Source organism: Kitasatospora sp. NPDC085464, from assembly GCF_044541955.1.
In the GTDB taxonomy this organism is placed as follows: Bacteria; Actinomycetota; Actinomycetes; order Streptomycetales; family Streptomycetaceae; genus Kitasatospora.
Genome location: NZ_JBITTM010000015.1, coordinates 110,013 through 128,411, shown reverse-complemented (window position 1 = coordinate 128,411; position 18,399 = coordinate 110,013). Strand labels below are relative to the sequence as shown.

General features: G+C 68.0%; 4 protein-coding genes. All 4 read right to left on the bottom strand.

What is annotated here, in order from left to right:
* Positions 1 to 118: 118 nt before the first annotated feature.
* From ACIGG8_RS15755 to ACIGG8_RS15740, 4 genes are read right to left on the bottom strand one after another with little or no spacing between them, the layout of a single operon-like run.
* Positions 119 to 2,455, bottom strand: coding sequence for a UvrD-helicase domain-containing protein (locus ACIGG8_RS15755; RefSeq protein WP_396548391.1), 2,337 nt, complete (start codon positions 2,453 to 2,455; stop codon positions 119 to 121).
* Positions 2,452 to 9,492, bottom strand: a complete 7,041-nt coding sequence (locus ACIGG8_RS15750; RefSeq protein WP_396548389.1) for a DEAD/DEAH box helicase — start codon at positions 9,490 to 9,492, stop codon at positions 2,452 to 2,454. Before ACIGG8_RS15750 ends, ACIGG8_RS15755 begins: the two co-directional genes overlap by 4 nt.
* Positions 9,489 to 15,173, bottom strand: a complete 5,685-nt coding sequence (locus ACIGG8_RS15745; protein WP_396548388.1) for an Eco57I restriction-modification methylase domain-containing protein — start codon at positions 15,171 to 15,173, stop codon at positions 9,489 to 9,491. The genes ACIGG8_RS15750 and ACIGG8_RS15745 overlap by 4 nt, the downstream gene beginning before the upstream one ends.
* 49 nt (positions 15,174 to 15,222) lie before the next feature.
* Positions 15,223 to 18,363, bottom strand: a complete 3,141-nt coding sequence (locus tag ACIGG8_RS15740) for an SNF2-related protein (protein ID WP_396548387.1) — start codon at positions 18,361 to 18,363, stop codon at positions 15,223 to 15,225.
* Positions 18,364 to 18,399: the final 36 nt, after the last annotated feature.

Sequence of the window (18,399 nt, the reverse complement as noted above, 5' to 3'; positions counted from 1 at the left end):
GTGTAATCCTCTGTGGGTTAACCCGAACCTTGTCGGTAACGGCAGTAGCGACAGACCCACGCTTCGTCTGCCTCGTCCACCTCCCTTACCCACTCACCGAGTTAAACGACCACCGAGCTCAGGCGGCGGCCCCGGAATGCGACCCGCCGTCTGCCAGTATGTTGGTAGCGCCTACGGCCTGTTGAGTGGCCTCCCTGGGCAGGAAGCGGCTGGCCTTGCCGTTCCAGGTGATGACGAGTTCGTCGCGGGCACGGGTGGCGGCGACGAAGAGGAGCGATCGGGCGCGCTGCTCCTCCTGCCGGTAGCGCTGTGGGTTGCTCAGGCGGTGGGTCTCAATGCGCTGGTGCGGAACCTGTCCTTCGCTAACGCTGGTGAGGAATACCCGCTGGAACTCCAGGCCCTTGAAGCGGTGCATAGTTCCAATCCGCACGCCCTCGGGACTGCGCGGGCCTTCCTTTCCCAGTTGTGTGGCCGGGATGTTGAATGGTGGATGGGCCAGCGTCAGCGCCATCTGAGTTGCCGCCGCGCCGTCGGGGACACTGATGGCCATCGCCTCGTACGGAGTGCCGTACCGGTCATGGCGCTCCTTGACGAGGGTGGCCACGGTCCGCATCTCGGTCTGCCAGTCCGGTGCACGGTAGAGCTGCGGAGCAAGGCCGGAGAGCACCGAGCGGTAGCCGTCAAGGGTGTCGATGCCGTCGTCGAGGTCGTCGAAGGTCTCGCCGTTTATCAGGCCGTTGGCACTGCCGAGGATCTGGCGGGTGGTGCGATAGTTCAGAGTCAGGCGGCGTGAGGCGCGGCCGGGGGTCTTGATACCGAGCTGGCCCAGCACCACCTGGTGGGCGTAGATGCGCTGATGCGCGTCGCCGACAAGAAAGATGTCGTTCGATCCCGGCCGGACCATGGCGCGCAACATCCGCCAGTGAGAGGACGACAGGTCTTGGGCCTCGTCGACGACGATGTGCTGGTACCGGGGCTTGAGCCACATCCCGCTGCCGGCCTCGCGGTGGACGAGGTCGACGCCGCCGTGTTCTTCCTTGTATTGCGTCTGGGCCTCGACCCGGGCCATGCGGTGTTCCTCCACGCGGGCGGCCTCGGCGGCGATCTGCGCGTAGGTGGTCTGGAGCGGCGCTTCGGCGAGCTTCGCCTGGTACGCCTCGACCAGGGCCCAGAGGCGCACGCGCTGGGAGCGCTGGAACTGGCCGCGACCCTTGCGTGGGGCCCGCATGTACTGCGCGCAGGTGCCGCAGCCCTGGGCGAGGATGACGTGCTTCCACTCCGAGTCGAGGAACTCCACGTCGAACTCGTACTCGCCCACCTCGGTACACACGGTGTGCCACAGGTTCAGTGCTGACTCGTCGTCGATCGGGCGTCCCAGGGGCAGGCCGGGCTGTTCCTCGACGATCTCTCGCGCGAGCTGGTCGACGGACTTGATGTCGACGCGCCGCAGCAGTTCGGTGCCGCCGAGGAGCTGGAGGCGGTGCCGAAGGTCCGCGGCAAGATTGGTGTTGTAGGTGGTCAGCAGGACGGGGCGGGTGTGGCCCGGTTGCAGTTGGTCCACGAGATGGCGCACGCGGTGCAGGGCGACGACGGTCTTGCCGGTTCCAGGTCCTCCGGTGACCTTCGCCGATCCCTTGAAGGTCGCGGTGGCCAGGCGTTGTTGTTCAGGGTGGAGGAACAGCCGCCAGGCGTCGAAGCTGGAACCGAGCGCGTCGAGGACGGCGGCGTCCTCGGTGCTGACCTGGGAAACCGGGCGGCGGGCGGCCTGGGCCCAGTCGTGGGGGTCGACGTGCTCGTCGGCCTTCCACTGGCTGGTGATGTGGTCACGCACGTCGTCGGGATCCATACCGCCATGCAGGGCGAGCAGGACGTCCTTGGTGAGTTCGGGAAGATTGCGGGCTAGCAGGGCGTCGAGCTGACTCGCGTCCGTGAGCTTGCGAAGTGCGGGTAGCAGGGAGGCGATGACGCCGAGGCTGGTGAGAGTGGTGTCGTCGAAGCGTGCGAAGAGCCGCCCCCTCAGGTTGAGGGTGGGCTGCGACGGCGAGTCCAGCCCCTGCGCAGTTGGAGGTTCGGGGCGTTCGGGCAGGGCGATGACGTTGGCGCTGACCTCGGCCTGGTCGACAAGCTCGATCCCGCCGGAGACCGGGTTGATGTCGACGGTCAGGCGGCTTAGTTCGTCGTACGCGACGGGTCCTTCGCGCAAGGCGAGAACAGTGAGGCGGTTCTGCTCGGTCTCCAGGAGGAGCGCCATGCGGGTGCTGTCGAGCACCGCCGTGCACAGCTGGCCGTTGTCGCCTGCCGCGCGCAGCGGGAGTAGGCGCAGCGCGCGGTTGGTGCGGTCGGCGCGCAGTCGGCGGACGAAGTCGCCGAGGGCATCCTTGGCGCCACGTCCCAGCCTGCGGATGTCCTGGTGGGCCTGAGGTGAGACGGTGACCTGTGTGCTGATCTTGTTCACCGTTCGCCTCCAGTCGTGATAGCGAACTGTGCCGGCTCGCTGAGAAGGGCGAGGAGTTCCTCGATGTTCCAGTCGCCTGGGGCACGCACGTGCCAGCCTGCCCTGCGGCACTGGTCCATGTAGGCGGGATCATCGGAGTCTTCGGCCAGTACCACGCCGATCCGATGGTCGGGCCAGGCGAGTTCGATGGGCCGCTCGACGCCATCGATGTCCAGACCCGCCTGGGCGACCGGGGCGCCCTTGTGTTCGGCGAGCATGCGCGCGAGGGCGTCGACCTCGGGGTCACCCATGTAGGACAGTTCCTTGAGAACGGTCTGCCACAGGGCGCGTTCCAGCGCTGTCTGCGTCTGCTCTGGGGCCGCCGGGGCTGGCTCGGGCTGGACCTGGGGGACGGCGGTGAGACCGGTGCCGGACCGGTTGTCGCGAAGCGCGGCAAGTAGCCCACTGGACTTGTCCGCGGTCGCGGCTGCAGTGCTGGATACGGCGGCCAGCAGTCCGGCATCGAACGCGTCGAGGCCGGAGCGGGCAAGTTGAAGTCCGTCGGCGCGTCCGGTGCCGATGGGGTCGAGGAACTGCAACAGGTTGCCCCAGCAGAGCCACGCCTTCCAGCGGCGGCGGTGCTCGGCGCGGTCGCCGTCCACCGCCTCGGTGCGGTCGTCCAAGACGGCCAGGCCACTCCAACGCAGTCCGTTGCGCCGGTCCGCGATCAAGGTGAGCGGGAGGCCCGAAGCATCTTGGACGGCGATCAGTTTGAGGCCACCGCCGGTGACTGCCGGCCGGGCCCCGCCTCGCAGTGCGGCCTCGATCCATGGCGTGGCCGCAACTGGCTGAGCGTCCACGGCATCGCCGGGGCGGACCCTGTACAGGAGCCCGCCCACCGCGTGGATGGCGAGGTCCTGCCAGCGTGCCAGGTCCGGGTTCCGCAGGAAGCCCAGGAGGGAGGGGATAGCCCCGGAGAAGACCAGCTCGTCGATCTCACGTGGGTCGCGCCGCGCCTTGCGCCACTGCTCGCGCACCTTGCCGCCGGGGCCGGCGTCGCTCGTCGTCTCGTACGGAGGCCATGCGGCGTCGGCAGCGGGCCCGGCGATCACTGCCGCAATGGGGTTGACGGGAGCATCGACGTCGTCGAGGCGAGGCTTCGCCGGTCCGCGGAGGCTCTGTTCCCAGGCCATGACGTCATCCCAGGTAATCTGCCACACCAGGGTGCCATCCGCGCGCAGCCGGGCGCGCTTCGCGGCATCGTCCGCTATGCGGTTCGTCTTCGAGGAGGCGTGCCAACGGTAGCCGTCGAGGTAGATCGCGACCGACAGCGGCGGGGCACCGTCCCCTGTTGTGTCGCCGGCCACCGGGCGCAGCAGCAGATCGGGGCGGGTGGCGTGTTCGGGCAGGTACTTCTGGGCGACGAGCTCCCAATGAATGGAGGGGCCCGACGCGTCGTCTCGGTGCAGGGTGAACTGCTTACCGGCGCGTCCGGTCGGTGTCTCGTCGTGGCTCCGGGTGGCGTGGTGGCCGGGATCGGCGAGCCAGGTGTCGAGGGCTTCAATGAAGCGGCGCTCCAGGTCGCTCTCCGCCTGGTCGGCGAACCGCAGCCTGGCTACGCCCGTCGCTTCCCTGCGGACCTGCCAGCCGCTGTGGCCGTCGGAGCCGAGGAGATCATCGAGCATCCAGAGGGCTTCCTGACGGTCGAGCAGTCGGTAGTCCCGTTGGGGGGCGTGGCCGAGCAGACACAGGTGGCAGGCGCGGCGCTGGGTGTCCACACAGGGGCATGCGCGCAGGGCCTGCTGGGCAGCGGCGAGTACTGCACGGAATTCCTCGCCGTCTGCGTCAGCCAGGCGCTGCAGGTAGCCGGTACCCCCGGCAAGGGCGTCGTACAGCACGAGGTAGTGGCGAGTCAGATCGGTGTCGCGGTCGGGTTCAGTGCAGGTGGTGGAGCGGATGTGGGCCGGGTCGCCTCCGTAGCGCAGGCCGATACCCAGGTGCAGGGCTGCGGAGAAGGAGGCGAGGCGCTCCTGGACTTGGAGGGTCGCGGCGGGCAGCAGGATGCGCAGGGCCTCAGTGCGGTGCTCGGTTGCGGTAATGACGCGCTGATCGTTGGGCTGCTGGAGGTGGCTGCGGCTGCGGGTGGGACACCAGGGACGGTGGTGGGCCAGGTCGGGTCGCCCGGCCAGGGAGTCGGTGAGGGCTTCCTGGACAGGCCCGTTGCCCGGTTCGCGTTCGGTCGCGCCGCCGCACATCGGGCACACGGTGAAGCCGGTGACGGTGGCGGGCTGTCCGGCGAATGCGGTGTCGGCCCGGCGCCCGTACTTGGCCGGACCGAGGTTGAAGCGCCGGATGACGGCCTCGCGGACGTGGTCCACACCGAAGGTGGCCTTGGTGTGCCGCCAAGTGTCCTTGATCGCAGCGGCGTCGACGTCGACAGCGGTGACGATGGTGTAGACGCCGCTGCGCCGGGCGTCGTGGTCGTCGATGATCCGGGCGTCGTCGCGCTTGTCGCGTGAGGTGACCTTGCGGGGCACGATCACGGTCTGTAGGGCTGCGCGCCCGCCGATGCCTGTGCCGGTACAGCGCGGGCAGGCGGTGGTGTTGCTCTCGGCGTCCCGGGTTCGCACGTATCCGCAGTCCTGGCACACCCGCCAGGTCTGCACCCCTGCCGGCGTGCCGTCCTCGGAGCGGCGGGAGCGCGGGCCGAGGTCGAAGCCGTCGATCTCGTGCCGGTAGCCGCGGACGTAGTAGGCGTTGCCGGGTGCGAGTTCGCTGAGCGCGGCCTCTGCGGGGCGTTCGTAGGTGCGCAGTTCGGTACGCCAGCGGGCCTTGGGCGTCGCTTGGTCACCTTCGGCACCGGAGTCGCGCTGCCTGCGGGCGGGCTCCTTGTGCGTGAGCGATGCCTCCAGGCGCACGCGGTCCTCGACGAGGCTGTAGTTGGGCAGGAGTCCCTGCTCGACCAGGAAGCTCTGCGCGCTGGCCTGGCCGAGTTCGACCAAGCGGCTGCTGACGCCTGCGGCTTCGCGTTCCAGGTTGCGCTTCTCGCGGGCCTCATCCTCGACGTTCTCCTGGAGCGCGTCGGCCGCCTCGTTGATCATCGCGCGGCGGTCCAGCAGTTCGGTGCGCTCGGCCTCCCAGGCATCCTCAGCCTTCCTGATCTCGTCCTGAAGGCCGGCCTCGGCATAGCGGCGCAGGGCCTTGCGGGCGTCGCGGGACACGCCTGCGTCGAGCACACCCTCGATGTCGGGGAAGAGGCAGAGGAACCCCTCGACCAGGTCCATCCGCCCGGCAACCGCATTGCCGAAGCTCTTGAGCCACCCGGTGCGGCCGAACAATGCGGTGACCCGGTCGGGCAGCGGCAGGACGCCCTCGATTCGGCCACGGGCGGTGAGGTCGACAAGGTGGGCGGTGTACTGGCGGCGCAGCAGCTCCACCGCGGAGAGGAAGCAGCCTGGGGGCAGAATGCGCCCGGCGATGAGCTGGCGCGGTTCGGCAAGGTGATAGAGCGCGCGGGGGCTGGTGTCGGCGATGCTCACCATCAGCGCGTTGCCGGTCGAGCGCCCCGCGCGGCCCACTCGCTGGACGTATCCGGCGGTGGACGGCGGTAGGGAGGCGAGGATGACCGCCTCCAGCTGTCCGATGTCGATGCCGAGTTCCAGGGTGGGGGTGCAAGACAGCACGTTGGGGTCGGTGTGGCGGCCGTTGCCTTGGCGGAAGCCCTTCTCGACGGCTTCGCGCTCCTTGCGGGTCAGCACCCCGGTGTGCTCTGCGGCGACCACGCTGTACGGATCCGACTCGCGGTACAGGCGACGGTAGTAGTCGGAGCGGAAGTCCCGCGCGGCGCGCCCGTCGGCGCTGGACGAAGGTACGGTCAGCGCACCCTCGCAACGCTTCAGCGGGCAGGGCAGCCCCTGCCACACCGGCACCCGGTCCGGGTGGACCGTCTGCGTCCACCCGCACTCGGGGCAGGTCACGGCTGCCCCACCGGTCTGGGTGTCGTCCAGCGGACGCACCCGGACATGCCCGGCCGTCAGCCCGTACACTCCGTGATCACTGTTCTGGCCGCCCGAACGCCCCTCGCCGGTGCGCCGGTGCGCGAGCGCTTCGACGCCCTCGCCAGCCAGCCGGGGCACCAGATCGGCCAGGTACGCGGCAGCCTCGGTGTGGTCCAGCCCCAGGCAGCGGTGGGTGAAGTCGGCGTACCAGCTGTCCTTCGAATCGGCCCGTTCGAAGTCGGTACGCCCCGAACGGGCACCAACAAGCAGGAACGACGGCGCGTCGGAGCCGCGCCCGAACGCCGGCATGCCCTCAGGGCGGCCGGTCCAGACCGGGTAGCGGGTGCGCCCCTCCTCGTCGACATAGGCGTGCAGCCAGGTGTGCTGGATGCCGCCGCTCTGCCGCAGATGCTCCAACAGGCCGCGGACGTAGCCCTCAAAGCGGCGCTCGCGGTCGACCCCCGCGGGCGGCAACGGATGCTTCATCGCTTCGGCGGCGGGGTCGTCGATCCCCTCCAGAACCTGGCGGCGGTCCAGGTGTACCTGGAGCAGCGACTCGGCGATCCTCACCGCCCGACCCGGGTCCTTGACGTGAACCTCGGCGGCGACGGTCCGAGTCAGCTCCAGAGTGCGGCCCATCCGGGAGTAGAGTCCGAACTCCAGAAGGGTGTTGAACGCCAGGCGCTCACCGACCAGGGTCCAGGTACTGACAGGGATGCGGTTCTTCTTGTCCAGCAGTCGCGCCACCCGGTCGACGTCATGCAGATCCGGCGGAACCACGGACGCCAGCAGGTTCTCCTCCGGAACGGCGGCGCGACTCACCAACGAGGCGATCAACTCGTTGAGCGGCACACCGTTTTCGCGGTAGTCGTCCGTGTCCAACGCGCGCCACCGAAGCTGCTCATGAATCAGGGAACGCAATGAGAACTTCCAGGCCCGGCTCGCGACGAACCCGGCCCGGTGCGCGGCGTCCTGCACCGAGTCGTTGAAGATCAGCGTACGGCGGCGGTCCTGCCCCTTCGCGTCCTTGCCCGGCAACTCACCGCCCGTGAACAGCTGGGTCACGACCACGGAGGCGAGCGGAGCGACACCGGCGCCCAGGAAGCGGATACCCTGCGCCTGGCCGCAGGCCGGGCAGCGTTCGTTCCTCGAGTAGTCGTCGGCCTCGGGGTTGTCGTACCAGGCGAGGACGTACACGCCGTTCTCCGGCACGGTCGCGATCCGCCCGTCGGCCAACAAGACCTCGTCCGGGTCGATGTAGCGCAGTGCCTCGCCGTTGTTCTCCAGGACCAGGACGGTCGCGTCATGGCTGGCCGCCCGGCGTCCTCGGCGCTCGCGCTGCTGAAGGATGGCTCGCGCCTGCTCGGCCGCCTCGGTCGGTGTAGCCGACACCAGGGCCCGCACGCGTGCCTTGATCGGACCACCCGCGACGCTGCGCCGGTAGATCTCGTCGGGATCGCTGATCAGCGCGGCGCGGTTCCGCTCCGGGGAGATTGCCGCCCACCCGGAGCGGCCGCAGTCGCGGCAGTACACGGACGGCAGGCGGCCGGCACGGGGAATACGGCCCTGGCTGTGCTGCGCTCGGTCAACGGGGCTGGTGACGGCGGCCTGGTCGTCGTCGGACCAGGAGAACACCGGCTCGGGCGCGACGAACCTCAGCACGCGTGACAGTGCGCGCAACCACAGGTGCGTCTCCACCAGCAGCAGCGGGCGCTCACGGTCGGCCGGCGCGGACGGGTCGCGGGCAACCGAGATCAGGGCGACGAGACGGGCCAACGCGGCGGCGGCCGTCGCCGGGTCCTGGACGGCGGTGGCACGCCAGACCGAGGTGGGATCGAACCCGGCGAGGGCTTCGACGGAGGTCAACGGTGCGTCAACGTCTGCGCGCAGCAGGGCGTGGATGAGCGGATGCTTCAGCAGGCGGGTCCCGAGCTCGCGCGGGTCAGCGGTGTCGCAGCCGGCAACGGCCTCGGCGATCCGGTCCAGCGCGTGCGGCGTGCGGGCAGGGTCGGGGAGCGCGGCCAGGTCGGCAGGGGACGGCAGGGGAAGCGTCAGGTCGACCGGGGAGAGGAAGGAGTTGAGGTCGCGCCGATCCTCTCCGACGACGGCGTCGTCGGGGAACCGCACGCCGAAGACCTGCGAGGCGACGTCCAGCATCGGACGGGCCGTCGTGACACCGCCGGGCTGGACGGCTCCCTCCTCGGGTGAGGTCGGCTTCGCGGTGGCGGGACTCTCCCCCAAGGTCGCCGAGGTCGCCACCGGGCAGATCCCACCCAGTGGGCGGCCGGGCTCGGAGGCCCCGACGGCGGCGGCCAGTCGCCGTAGCAGCATCGCCACGTCGGTGCCCTGGGCGCCGTCGTAGGTGTGGAACTCGTCGATCACGATGTAGGCGAGGTCCGCGTCGAGCCACAGCGGGGCGTCGTGCTGACGCTGCAACAGCAGGTCGAGCATCTTGTAGTTGGTGATCAGGATGTCCGGTGGGTTTCGGCGGATCTCCTGCCGGTCCACCATGACTCGCTTGTAGGGCGAGGCGGCACGCGAGGCGCCCGCCTCACCGATGTAGAGCCCTGCGGTGACCTCCGCCAGGCGCGGATCCTCCAGGAGGTCGCCGATCCGGTCGGCCTGGTCGCCGGCCAGGGCGTTCATCGGGTAGAGCAGAATCGCCTTGATCCCGGCCCGGCCCTGCAGCCGAGCACGGCGGCAGTGGTCCAGAACGGGGACCAGGAACGACTCCGTCTTGCCAGAACCGGTGCCGGTGGTCACCAGCGTCGGCAAAGGGGTGTGGCCACCCTTGGTTGTCAACCGTGCGAACGTCTCCGCCTGGTGCGCGTAGGGCCAGAAGCCGTCCTGCCACCAGTCCAGATGCTCCTGCCAGCCGGCGTCGGCCGACCGGAAGGGACGGCGAATTCGCAGGTACGGACCACGGAACAACCCGTCGGCAGGGTCAGTGAGGAACTCCGTCAGCGCGTCCTGGGTATCCGGCTCGGCCAGCGCGAACGTCGTGGTCAGGTATTCGACGGTCGTATCGCGCAACGCCTGCGCGGCAAGTGTGGGCCTCATGACTCGGAACCGCCCCCTGTGGTGTGCGAGTGCTCGGATGACGATGCCTCAGACTGGCGATGTTCATCGCTCGGGTCGAACGTATCGGCCGCCGCTGACACACCCGGTCCAGACCCTCCCGGCACCCAGCCGGCCGCGCGCATTCGGCGGGTGAACTCGGCGTGTGCCACCCTCATCTCCGTCTCGCGGTTTGCGCGGTAGAGAGGCCCGGTATAGCCAGTAGGCACATTCGCCGCGAGCGGGAAGTCGTCATGGGAGCTGAGCTGCTTCCAAGCGTCCTTGGGCTGGCCATAGCCACTAACTTGATGCGCTACCGCCGGATTCGTGATGCGACGCCCGGCGAAGTCGAACCACATGTTGCCGTCGTACTGACGAAGCTGTGGGAAACGAGACCGGTAGATCGTGATCAGGTCGGATGCTGTAATGCCAAGCCAGACGGCCACCAGCGCATCCAACTCTACAAGCGCGGCTCGCCTCGCCAGTTCGACACGCAACGGAGTGTCCTTCGTCCATGAGTCGCGCAGCCCTGCGGTGAGCGGCAGCAGACCCTGCCATTTGACCGTCCATGTGTCCTGGAGCCAGTCTGGACTGTAGAGCGCCGTCCACAAGTCTTCATACGCCCGCGTCTGGCAGTTCAGGCGCATAGTCCTCAGCAGAAGCGCATCAGCTAGTGGATGCTCACTCATCGGCGCGGGCATGGTCTTTGCATCCGAAACGTCCAGATGGCCGCGCGCCCTAATGCGCACTGTGTAGTCCAGCGGCAGCGCCGCAAGGAATCCCGCAGCCAAGACGGTATCGCGCATGGAATCCATTGCCGCACTGCGCACTGCATGAATGTGCATGGCTCCAGGGGGAATCACCGCGGCCGTGAGACTCCGCTCGGTATTGAACCGAAACATCTCGCGCCATGCCACTCGATAGAAGTCCGAGTATGGGTGGATACTTCTCTCGACAAGCTTGCTTTCAATCATCGCCGAGCGCTTATCTACGGGCAGCCAAGGCATGGCTTGATCGATCTCGCGACTGGCTGACGCGATCGCCTCCGCATCGCTCTTGAGTTTTTCCAGATATTCACGATCGAGCCACTTATCCAGGGATGGCGAATAGATACTCGAGTCAGCCGGGAGCCGATAGTTGGTGTTCGGCACCTCGGCTTCGGCGAGTTTCAGGTGGTCCCAAGGATGGTAGTCGCGCTGGCTACGTGAGCCGGTTGATGGCGGCTGCTTCCCATACGGGGTCGCCACACCGAAGAAGGGCCCTTGGAGGATGACCTCAGCCCACTCGTCGGCGGGCCCAGGAGTCCAAGCGAAAAGTCCCGCCGTTCGGTCGGTCTTCTCATTGAAGCCAGAGCTGATGCGTGCACCAAGGGCGCCCAGCCGCTGCGGCCAGGCAGCGATCGCCGCAATCGCGGACTCCTCCGCACTGGTGACCGGGAAGAGCATCTTGGCTTCCTCCAGCAGAGAAGCTTCCTCATCGCCAGCAAGTTCAAGCCAGGAGGCGAGAACCTTTCGGTCTACCGTGAGCACCCTTTTACGGTGCGGACGAAGGTCCCATTCGCCATCGACCTTGATTCCAGGGATTTCACCATTCCCGCAATGACGGACCGAACCAGTTAGGACTTTCGGATGCAGCAGCCAACTCATGTGTTGAAATCTAATACTGCGGCTAGCCCCATAGATGTTCACACTGAAGTGACTGCTATTCCCGACCGGGGACGGGAAAAGCTTGAGCTCATTGACGAAATCGGCATGGAATCGCAAATGCCCATAGGTTGCTCGCCGGAGCCTGCCTTCCTTCGCCCCCGTCAGGTGCGTAGACGGGTGCAGTAGCCCCGCGATGCCTCGCTCCCCAGTCGCGCGCCATACCTGGAGCATGAACGCCCGATACATGTCGGGGCGAGTTCCCGCGAGCTCCGGGTACGTGTCCGGTGCGGCTAGAAAGCTGGAGATCGCTGCGATACCGGCCAACTCGTCCAGGTAGGTCGAGCGCTTACCTGGCTGGTTGAGGATGCCCTCCTTCAGCTCGGCCCTCTCCTTAATTCCAGGCTTTTCGGACAGCTTGAACCAGGGCTCGAACTCTGCCAGCACCCCGTCCTCGTCCCATTCCTGGCGGACCCAAGGCGGGTTCCCTACCATCAGGTCGAACCCGCCCTCCGCGAACACGTGCGCGAGGTCCAGCTCCCAGTGGAAGAACCCGCGCTCGCACGCAATCCGGTAGGCCGTCCCATACCAAGGAAAGAGGTCGCCCAGGTCGTACGGTTCCTCCCACGCCGTGGCCTCGATCATCTGCGCATCGAGGTTCCGCTCTGCCTCGTCGAGCTGTTCCAGATCGGTGACCTCGGCGACCTCGAAGAACGACACCTTCTGCTTCCCCGAGTCGACATCCACCCGCCCCACCACGGCCTCGGCGAACTCAATCCAATCATCGAGGGACTTCAGTGCGGTCTTGCGTCCTGGGTAACCCTTCTTGATCTTCGTCAGATCGACGTCGCCCTGGAAGTATTGTGCACGGTCGGTGCCGTTCAGCAGCCCGACTTCCTCCAACGGCCAGAACCACAGCGCGCACCAGGCGTCCATCACCTGTCGCAAGCGCCAATATGGGCTGCCTTCGGCGTGCAACGCAGCCAACACTGCGTCGCGGTCCATGGCCCGTCCACCGGCGGCTTCACGCGTCTTCGCGAGCGCGTCGGCGCTTGCGCCCCACACGCCCACCGTGCGGGCGATCTCCTGCTCCGATAGCTGCAGCCGCTTGACAACCAGCTGCCACAGGTACTCCACCCGCTGGGCAAGCGCCATCAACCGGCCGACCTGCGCGCTCTGCTCGCTCTCCTCCTGCCGTACCTCTGCCCGCTGGACGCGCTTGACTGCGGCCATCCCCCGCCCACCGCCGGCCGACCCGCTGAGGTCCAGGGCACCCTGCTGCCACGTATCCAACCCGAGGTCCAGCGCCCCCTGCCCGTGCTCCTCCTCGAACGGCAGCGCCACGTCGGCCGTGACGGTCGCAGGCGCCGCCTTCCGCGCCGCCGCGGCCTTCTTCGCCGCGCCCCCGCCCTTCGGCGCACGGCGAATCCCCGCCCGCCACTTCGTCATCGCCTCGATGATCTCGGGTTCGAGCCATGGAGCCGCGGCACCGGCCACCACGCTCGTCCGGGTCTGGTCGGCCGCGCCCTTCTTGGGCTTGCGCACCGACACGTCCTCGACCACCGAGCCCCACCCCAGCGCGGGCAGCAGGAACTGGTGGACCGCCTGCCCGGGCAGCGGCTGCCCCAGCGGGACCTCCCTAGGGGCGGCCTGCCCCTTGCTCCGCAGCCACCCGCCCTCGTGGAGCGAGTTCCCCGGGTACACCTTCCGCGACGCGCCGATCAGCGAATTGCCCCGGTGCAGGTGCAGCCCGTACCAAGGGGCCTTCATCCCCGGGTACATGGTGTTGAGCCACAGCGAGATCTCCGCCAGCTCCACCGCCGTGTCGTTGAGGTCAACCCCGTACGCGTTGTGCAGGGCGATGTACGCCTTGGCCTTCTGGAATTCGCGCTGGTAGTCCTCCGGGTCGATCTCCACGCCCCGCTCGCGCTCGGCCAGGCGCAGATACAGCTCGGCGAGCTGGTTCACCGCCTCGTTGAGGAAGGCCCCCGAGCCCAGTGCCGGCTCGCACACGCGCCAGCGCAGCACGTCCGCCGCGTTCACCCACGCCTTCTCTGGCTCCTTCGGGTCGACATTCCCCTCCGGGTCCAGGCGGAACCGCAGGGCCTGCTCGACGGTCGCCTGGGTCAGGGACTCGGGCGTGTAGTACGACGCGCTGGTCTGACGGTCCCGGCCAGCGAGGCGGTAGACGTACGTACCCGCCGGGTACGTCGCGGACTCCTCCTCACGGGTCTCCTTGTCGACCAGTCGCTTCACGAAAACGCTGTCGTTGGGCCCGTCCGGGTAGCGTCCGGACTTGACCTGGATGCCCTTGATCAGCCAGGACCCGCCCTCCGGGTCGCCGCCCTTGGCGACCTCGTACAGCACATCGTCCGCAATGAACCCGGTGTAGGACATCAGGCCCTCGTACACGGCCCCGAGGTGGTTGATGCTCAAATTGGCATAGGAGATGAAGCCTCCCCTGCCGTATCGGCCCTTACCCTCGATCAGTGTGAGGTGGCGCAGCACCTTGTGCAGCACCTCGTTGCGCAGCCGCAGGTCCAACGTCTTGGGGCCGTCGCCGACGCCGTGGCTGGGAGCGGAAAGCCTCTGTCCGACGAGCCTTATCGACACGGGATCGAAGAGCCGCGAGCGCAGCGCCTCGATCCGCACACCCTCCTGCCCGTCGTCACCGCTGAGTACCGTCTCTTCTCCGGTACCCACCGCGTCGCGCGTGGAGACGGTCTCGGCGACGGGATGGCCGGTGAAGACCTTGTCGAAGAGCAACGCAAGCGAGTCATGGAAGTGGTGTCCGCGCCGGGCGCGGCTGTCGGTGAGCTTCTCCGGGATCACCAGCTCTCGCAGCCGACTGACGCTGTATCCGGTGACGTACTCCTCGCTCTTCATCGGCAGGATGTCGAGTTCCGGCCGGGCCTCCGCGTACAGCAGGAACAAGATCCGATACAGGTAGCGCAGTGACTCGGCCGTGAGCAGCTTTGGCAGGTCGCCCGGTTCCTTGAGGACGTCGGGCAGCCACGCGGCGAGGTCCTCAACCCGTACCTTCTGCTCGCGGACCAGGTTCAGCACCTCGTTGGCGATGAGCTGGATGGAAGCCTGCAGCCCCTTGCGTAGGTCGCCGGTGACGCCGACCGAGTGATCACGGGACTCTGCGACGAAGCGGGCGATGTCGTCCTCTTTGCCGTCCTCCTTGGAGCGCAAGGAATCTGCTCCGAAGAGTGCGGCAATGACGTCGAGTTCGCCGGCGTTGGCGCCCTTGGTCCCCTTTCGGGGCAGCGCGATGTCGAGGCTGACGGCAAGGTACCTGCCGCGGGCGAAGTGCTCCCGGTCAGCGAGGATCATCACACCGCCGAAGAGCAGCAGGGCGTAGCGCGGCGGGTTGTCCGCGCTGAGCAGCCAGGCCGCGAGGTCGGTGACGGTCGTCAGGGTCTTGCCGGAGCCGACACGGACGGGGGCGGGCAGTCGGCCCGCCGCGCCGTCACCGTCGCCTCCACGTACCTGGTCCACGGAAGTGGCGAAGCCACCGGTGAGGACGACGAGTTGGTCCTCACTGTGGGCAACTGGCACGGCGACCGCCCCGGCCGGGCTGTGGACCGTGCGCAGGCCGGGGACGGGCGTGTAACCCAGGGCCCGCAGCAGCCGGTTGTGCCAGTCGGCCAGCGCCGCACGCCATTCGGCCTCGGCGCCGGCCTCGTGGGCCCAGGCCGCGCCGGGCTCCGGGTTGGTGCGCGCCAGCGAAGAGGGCAACTCGTCGCGTTCCACGACCCGCAGGGACTTCAGCGCCTCCGCGCCCGCCCGCTGGGCGGCGACGGCATGCACGTCCTCGGTGGCGTTGAACTTGTCCGCGGCGTCACGCAGTGCGGCGCGGGCGGTGAGATAGGGCGCCGACAGGTTGCGCAACCCCTGTCGAGGGGTGTCCTCTCCCGCGCGTTCCTTCGCGGTCCACTGCTTCAGCGGGCCGTTCTTGAGCTGCGTGGGCAGAATCTCGTCGAGGTAGAAGGCAGGGAAGTACTCGCCCTCGTTGACCAGGGAATCGAACGTCACGCCTGCTTCTCCTGCCCACTACTGCGCTTGCTCATAACGTCGTTGTCGCTCATGCGCTCGGCTCCAGAACGGCCAGGACGCGCACCATGGGCCTGCCTGCCGTCTTCAGCCGCTCAGTGCACCTGCGCAGCTGGTCGGCGGTCTCGTCGCGTTCGCTGCGCGTGAGGGCGCCGAGCCCCGGCAGGGTCTGCTGCCAGTGCTCGATCTTCCTCTCGTACTCACGCAGCGGGGCGTCCACCAGCTCGTCGCTGATCTTGCGCAGCTCGTACAGTTCACGGCGGGTCGCGGCGACAGCCGCCGGAAGCAGCTCCTTGAGCGCGTCACGATCGCCCGGCGCGAAGTGGTCGTCCATGCCGGGCCCGACACCGAGCTCGGCGAGCAGTTCGCGCGTCAGCGGGCGGATTCGCGGACGGTCCTGCGTCAGCCGGTCGACGGCGAGCCAGGCAACGACGGTTGGGCGCCCTTCGGCGTTGGACCACAGCCCCTGGGTCAGGAAGACCGGATCCGGCACCTTCCCGGCGTCCACCTGCACTACGGGGGCGCTCTGGCGGCCGATCTGGACCAGCACCTTGTCGGTGATCCATTCCAGGACGGGGTGGAGCTCGCCAACATAGTGGGAGTCCGGCCACAGGGAGTTGGAGTGGGAGTCCTCGCGGGCGCGGCGCAGCGAGTCGGCCGCATCCGCGGCATCGAAGGTGAGGTTCAGGCGCCGGTCGATGCCCTGATCGCGGCGGTAGGAATCGGGCAGGACGAAGAGGCGGTCGGCCAGGTCCTCCGGGGTGTCGAAGCTCAGGTCGTTTCCGTCGACAACGGTCTTCAGCCGGAAGGGTTCCAGGTCTTCGAGCTCCTCGAGCGCGGTCAGAACGTACTCGCGCCGGGAGGAGAAGAGGCGCAGTTCCTCCACCAGGGCCGGCGCGGCGGAGGGGTCCTCCGCCGGTTCTCCGTCGGGTTCGACATCCCCCTCGGCGTCGAGCAGATCGAGAAAACCCATCCCGATCGGGCCATCGTCGTACTCGGCCATCAACGCCTGCTCGACGGGCACCTCGGCCACATCGAGCACAGCCCCGACCTCCAGGTCTCGGACCGCATCCTCGGGCCGACGGCCTGCGAGGAGCGATTCCATCAGCCGCCTCTCCTCCTTGTCGGCATCGTGTTCTCGGCTGACGGCTTCCACGGTGCCGAGCGTCTTGTGCACGGCCTTCTCGCGGTCGAGAACGCGTTGCGCAACGTCCCGATCGTCCAAGGCGCCCTCGACACCGGAGACGAGGATCATCGCGCGGAACTCCGGCGGGTGCTGCTGTCCGTAGCGGTCGATGCGGCCGTTGCGCTGCTCGACCCGGATCAGGCTCCAGGGCAGGTCCCAGTGGATCAGGTGGTGGCACTGGCGGTGCAGGTTCACACCCTCGGAAGCCCCATCACCGGTCAGCAGCAACCTCACATCGCTGCCCGCCCGTGCGAACTCGTCCACGTACTCCTGCTGTTCGGTGTCGGGCACCAGGCTGTGCAGCACCTTGACCGCGTTCCTGCCGCTCTCCTCGGTCTTCCAGCCGAGCAGCGGCGGGAGGATCGCCCCGAGCCAGTCGAGGGTCTCGCGGCGTTCGGAGAACACCACCGCCCGTGCCCCACTGCCGGGCCTGACGCCGATCTCCCGAAGCTCCCCCACCAGTCCGGCGAGTTTCGCCGCCCCGTACTGTCCTTCGTTGCCGACGGCCTGCTCGATCTCATGAGCCAGACGGGCCAGGCGCAGCAGGGAGGCTACCTCCGGGGTGGACGACGCCGGGTCGGCAGACGCCGGGTCGGTGATGTTCTGGTGGCCCTGCGGCAGCTTGTGGCCCAGTTTCGCCAGTCGTGTCCGTGTGGTCGCGAACAACGCACGGTGCGAGGACAGGAACGACTTGAGCAGCACATACGGGAACAGCCTGTTCTCGTCGCTGCGCGATTCGGCTCCGCCACTGCCCGCTTCGCCCGGGCGTCGCAGCCAGAACGAAGCGAGTTCCGCGAAGACCTGCTCCTCCAGATCCGTCGCATTCAGCGGCACCGGGCGCGAATCGCCCCGCGCCGCCCACTTCACGACCTCGACGGTCTTTCCGTCCTTGACCTCGGTCTTCGTGGCAAGTACCCGCGCCACCTCACGGCTGGTCTTGGTACGGCGGATATAGAGGTGGCTCAGCTCGTCCGGCTTGGGATCGTTGACGTCCTTGATGGCCATCGGGTCGAGCAATCGGACGAGGCCGGCGAACGACCGCACCTTGCCGTTGTGGGGCGTTGCGCTGGCCAGGATCAGCGCGTCGGTGTGCTCTGCCAGGAGATTGGCGAGCGCCCGGCGCTCGCTGCTCTCCCCGATGAGATTGTGCGACTCGTCGATGACGACGGCGTCCCAGTGGACGTTCTCCAACCAGGGCTTGTAGCGCTTCGGGTTCTTGATCGTGTCCATCGAAACGATCACGCGCTTGTAGTAGGTGAAGGGGTTGCGCCCAGCTGGCACCCGCCGCTCGATACGGGCGATTCCGGCGCTGTCCAGACGCACGAGCGGCAGCGCGAACCGGGTCCACATCTCGTGCTGGAACTGCTCCAGCACCGGGGCCGGCGTCACCACGAGGATCCGCTCACCGCGCCCGCGCCGGACCAGCTCACCGAGTAGCACCCCGATCTCCAGGGTCTTGCCGAGGCCCACCACGTCGCCGATCAGCAGGCGTGGCCGAAGCGGGTTGGCCAAGGCCTTCTCGGCGGGGCGCAGCTGGTAGTCCATGCGGTCGATCAGGAAGCCGTCGGTCAGCGCCAGGCCCTTCTCGGACTGCGGCAGGGGTGTCCGGCGCATCACCGCCTCGAGGAAGAGGCGGCTGCGCTGAAACTCCTTCGAGGTGTCGGTCACCAGTCGGGTGTCCTCAGGGCGCAGTACCCGAGGCTGGTCCAGGGAGGTGAGGAACCGGGCCTCGTGCCCTCGGACCAGGTCAGAGGCGCCGGTCACCTCGATCAGGTACTCGCCCTTCCTGGGTTCGCTCACGCTGCGGACCAGCCAGTCCTCCTCACGCACCTCGACAACGGTGCCGACGGCAAGACCGAGCGGTGCGGCTGCTCCGACGGGGTCGGGTGAGACGGCTGCTGCGTCCGGCATCGCGTGGTGACCTCTCGAAAAACGATTGCGCCGCTGTGCGGACGCTGTGCTGGCAAAGTGATCTTCAGTGTTCATCTGGTGCCACCCGTTCGGGGCGAGTGGCGGGCTTCA

Bases quoted from the DNA above. Each gene is read 5' to 3' on its own strand.
- ACIGG8_RS15750 (WP_396548389.1), bottom strand. From the start codon at position 9,492: ATGAGGCCCACACTTGCCGCGCAGGCGTTGCGCGATACGACCGTCGAA.
- ACIGG8_RS15740 (WP_396548387.1), bottom strand. From the start codon at position 18,363: ATGAACACTGAAGATCACTTTGCCAGCACAGCGTCCGCACAGCGGCGC.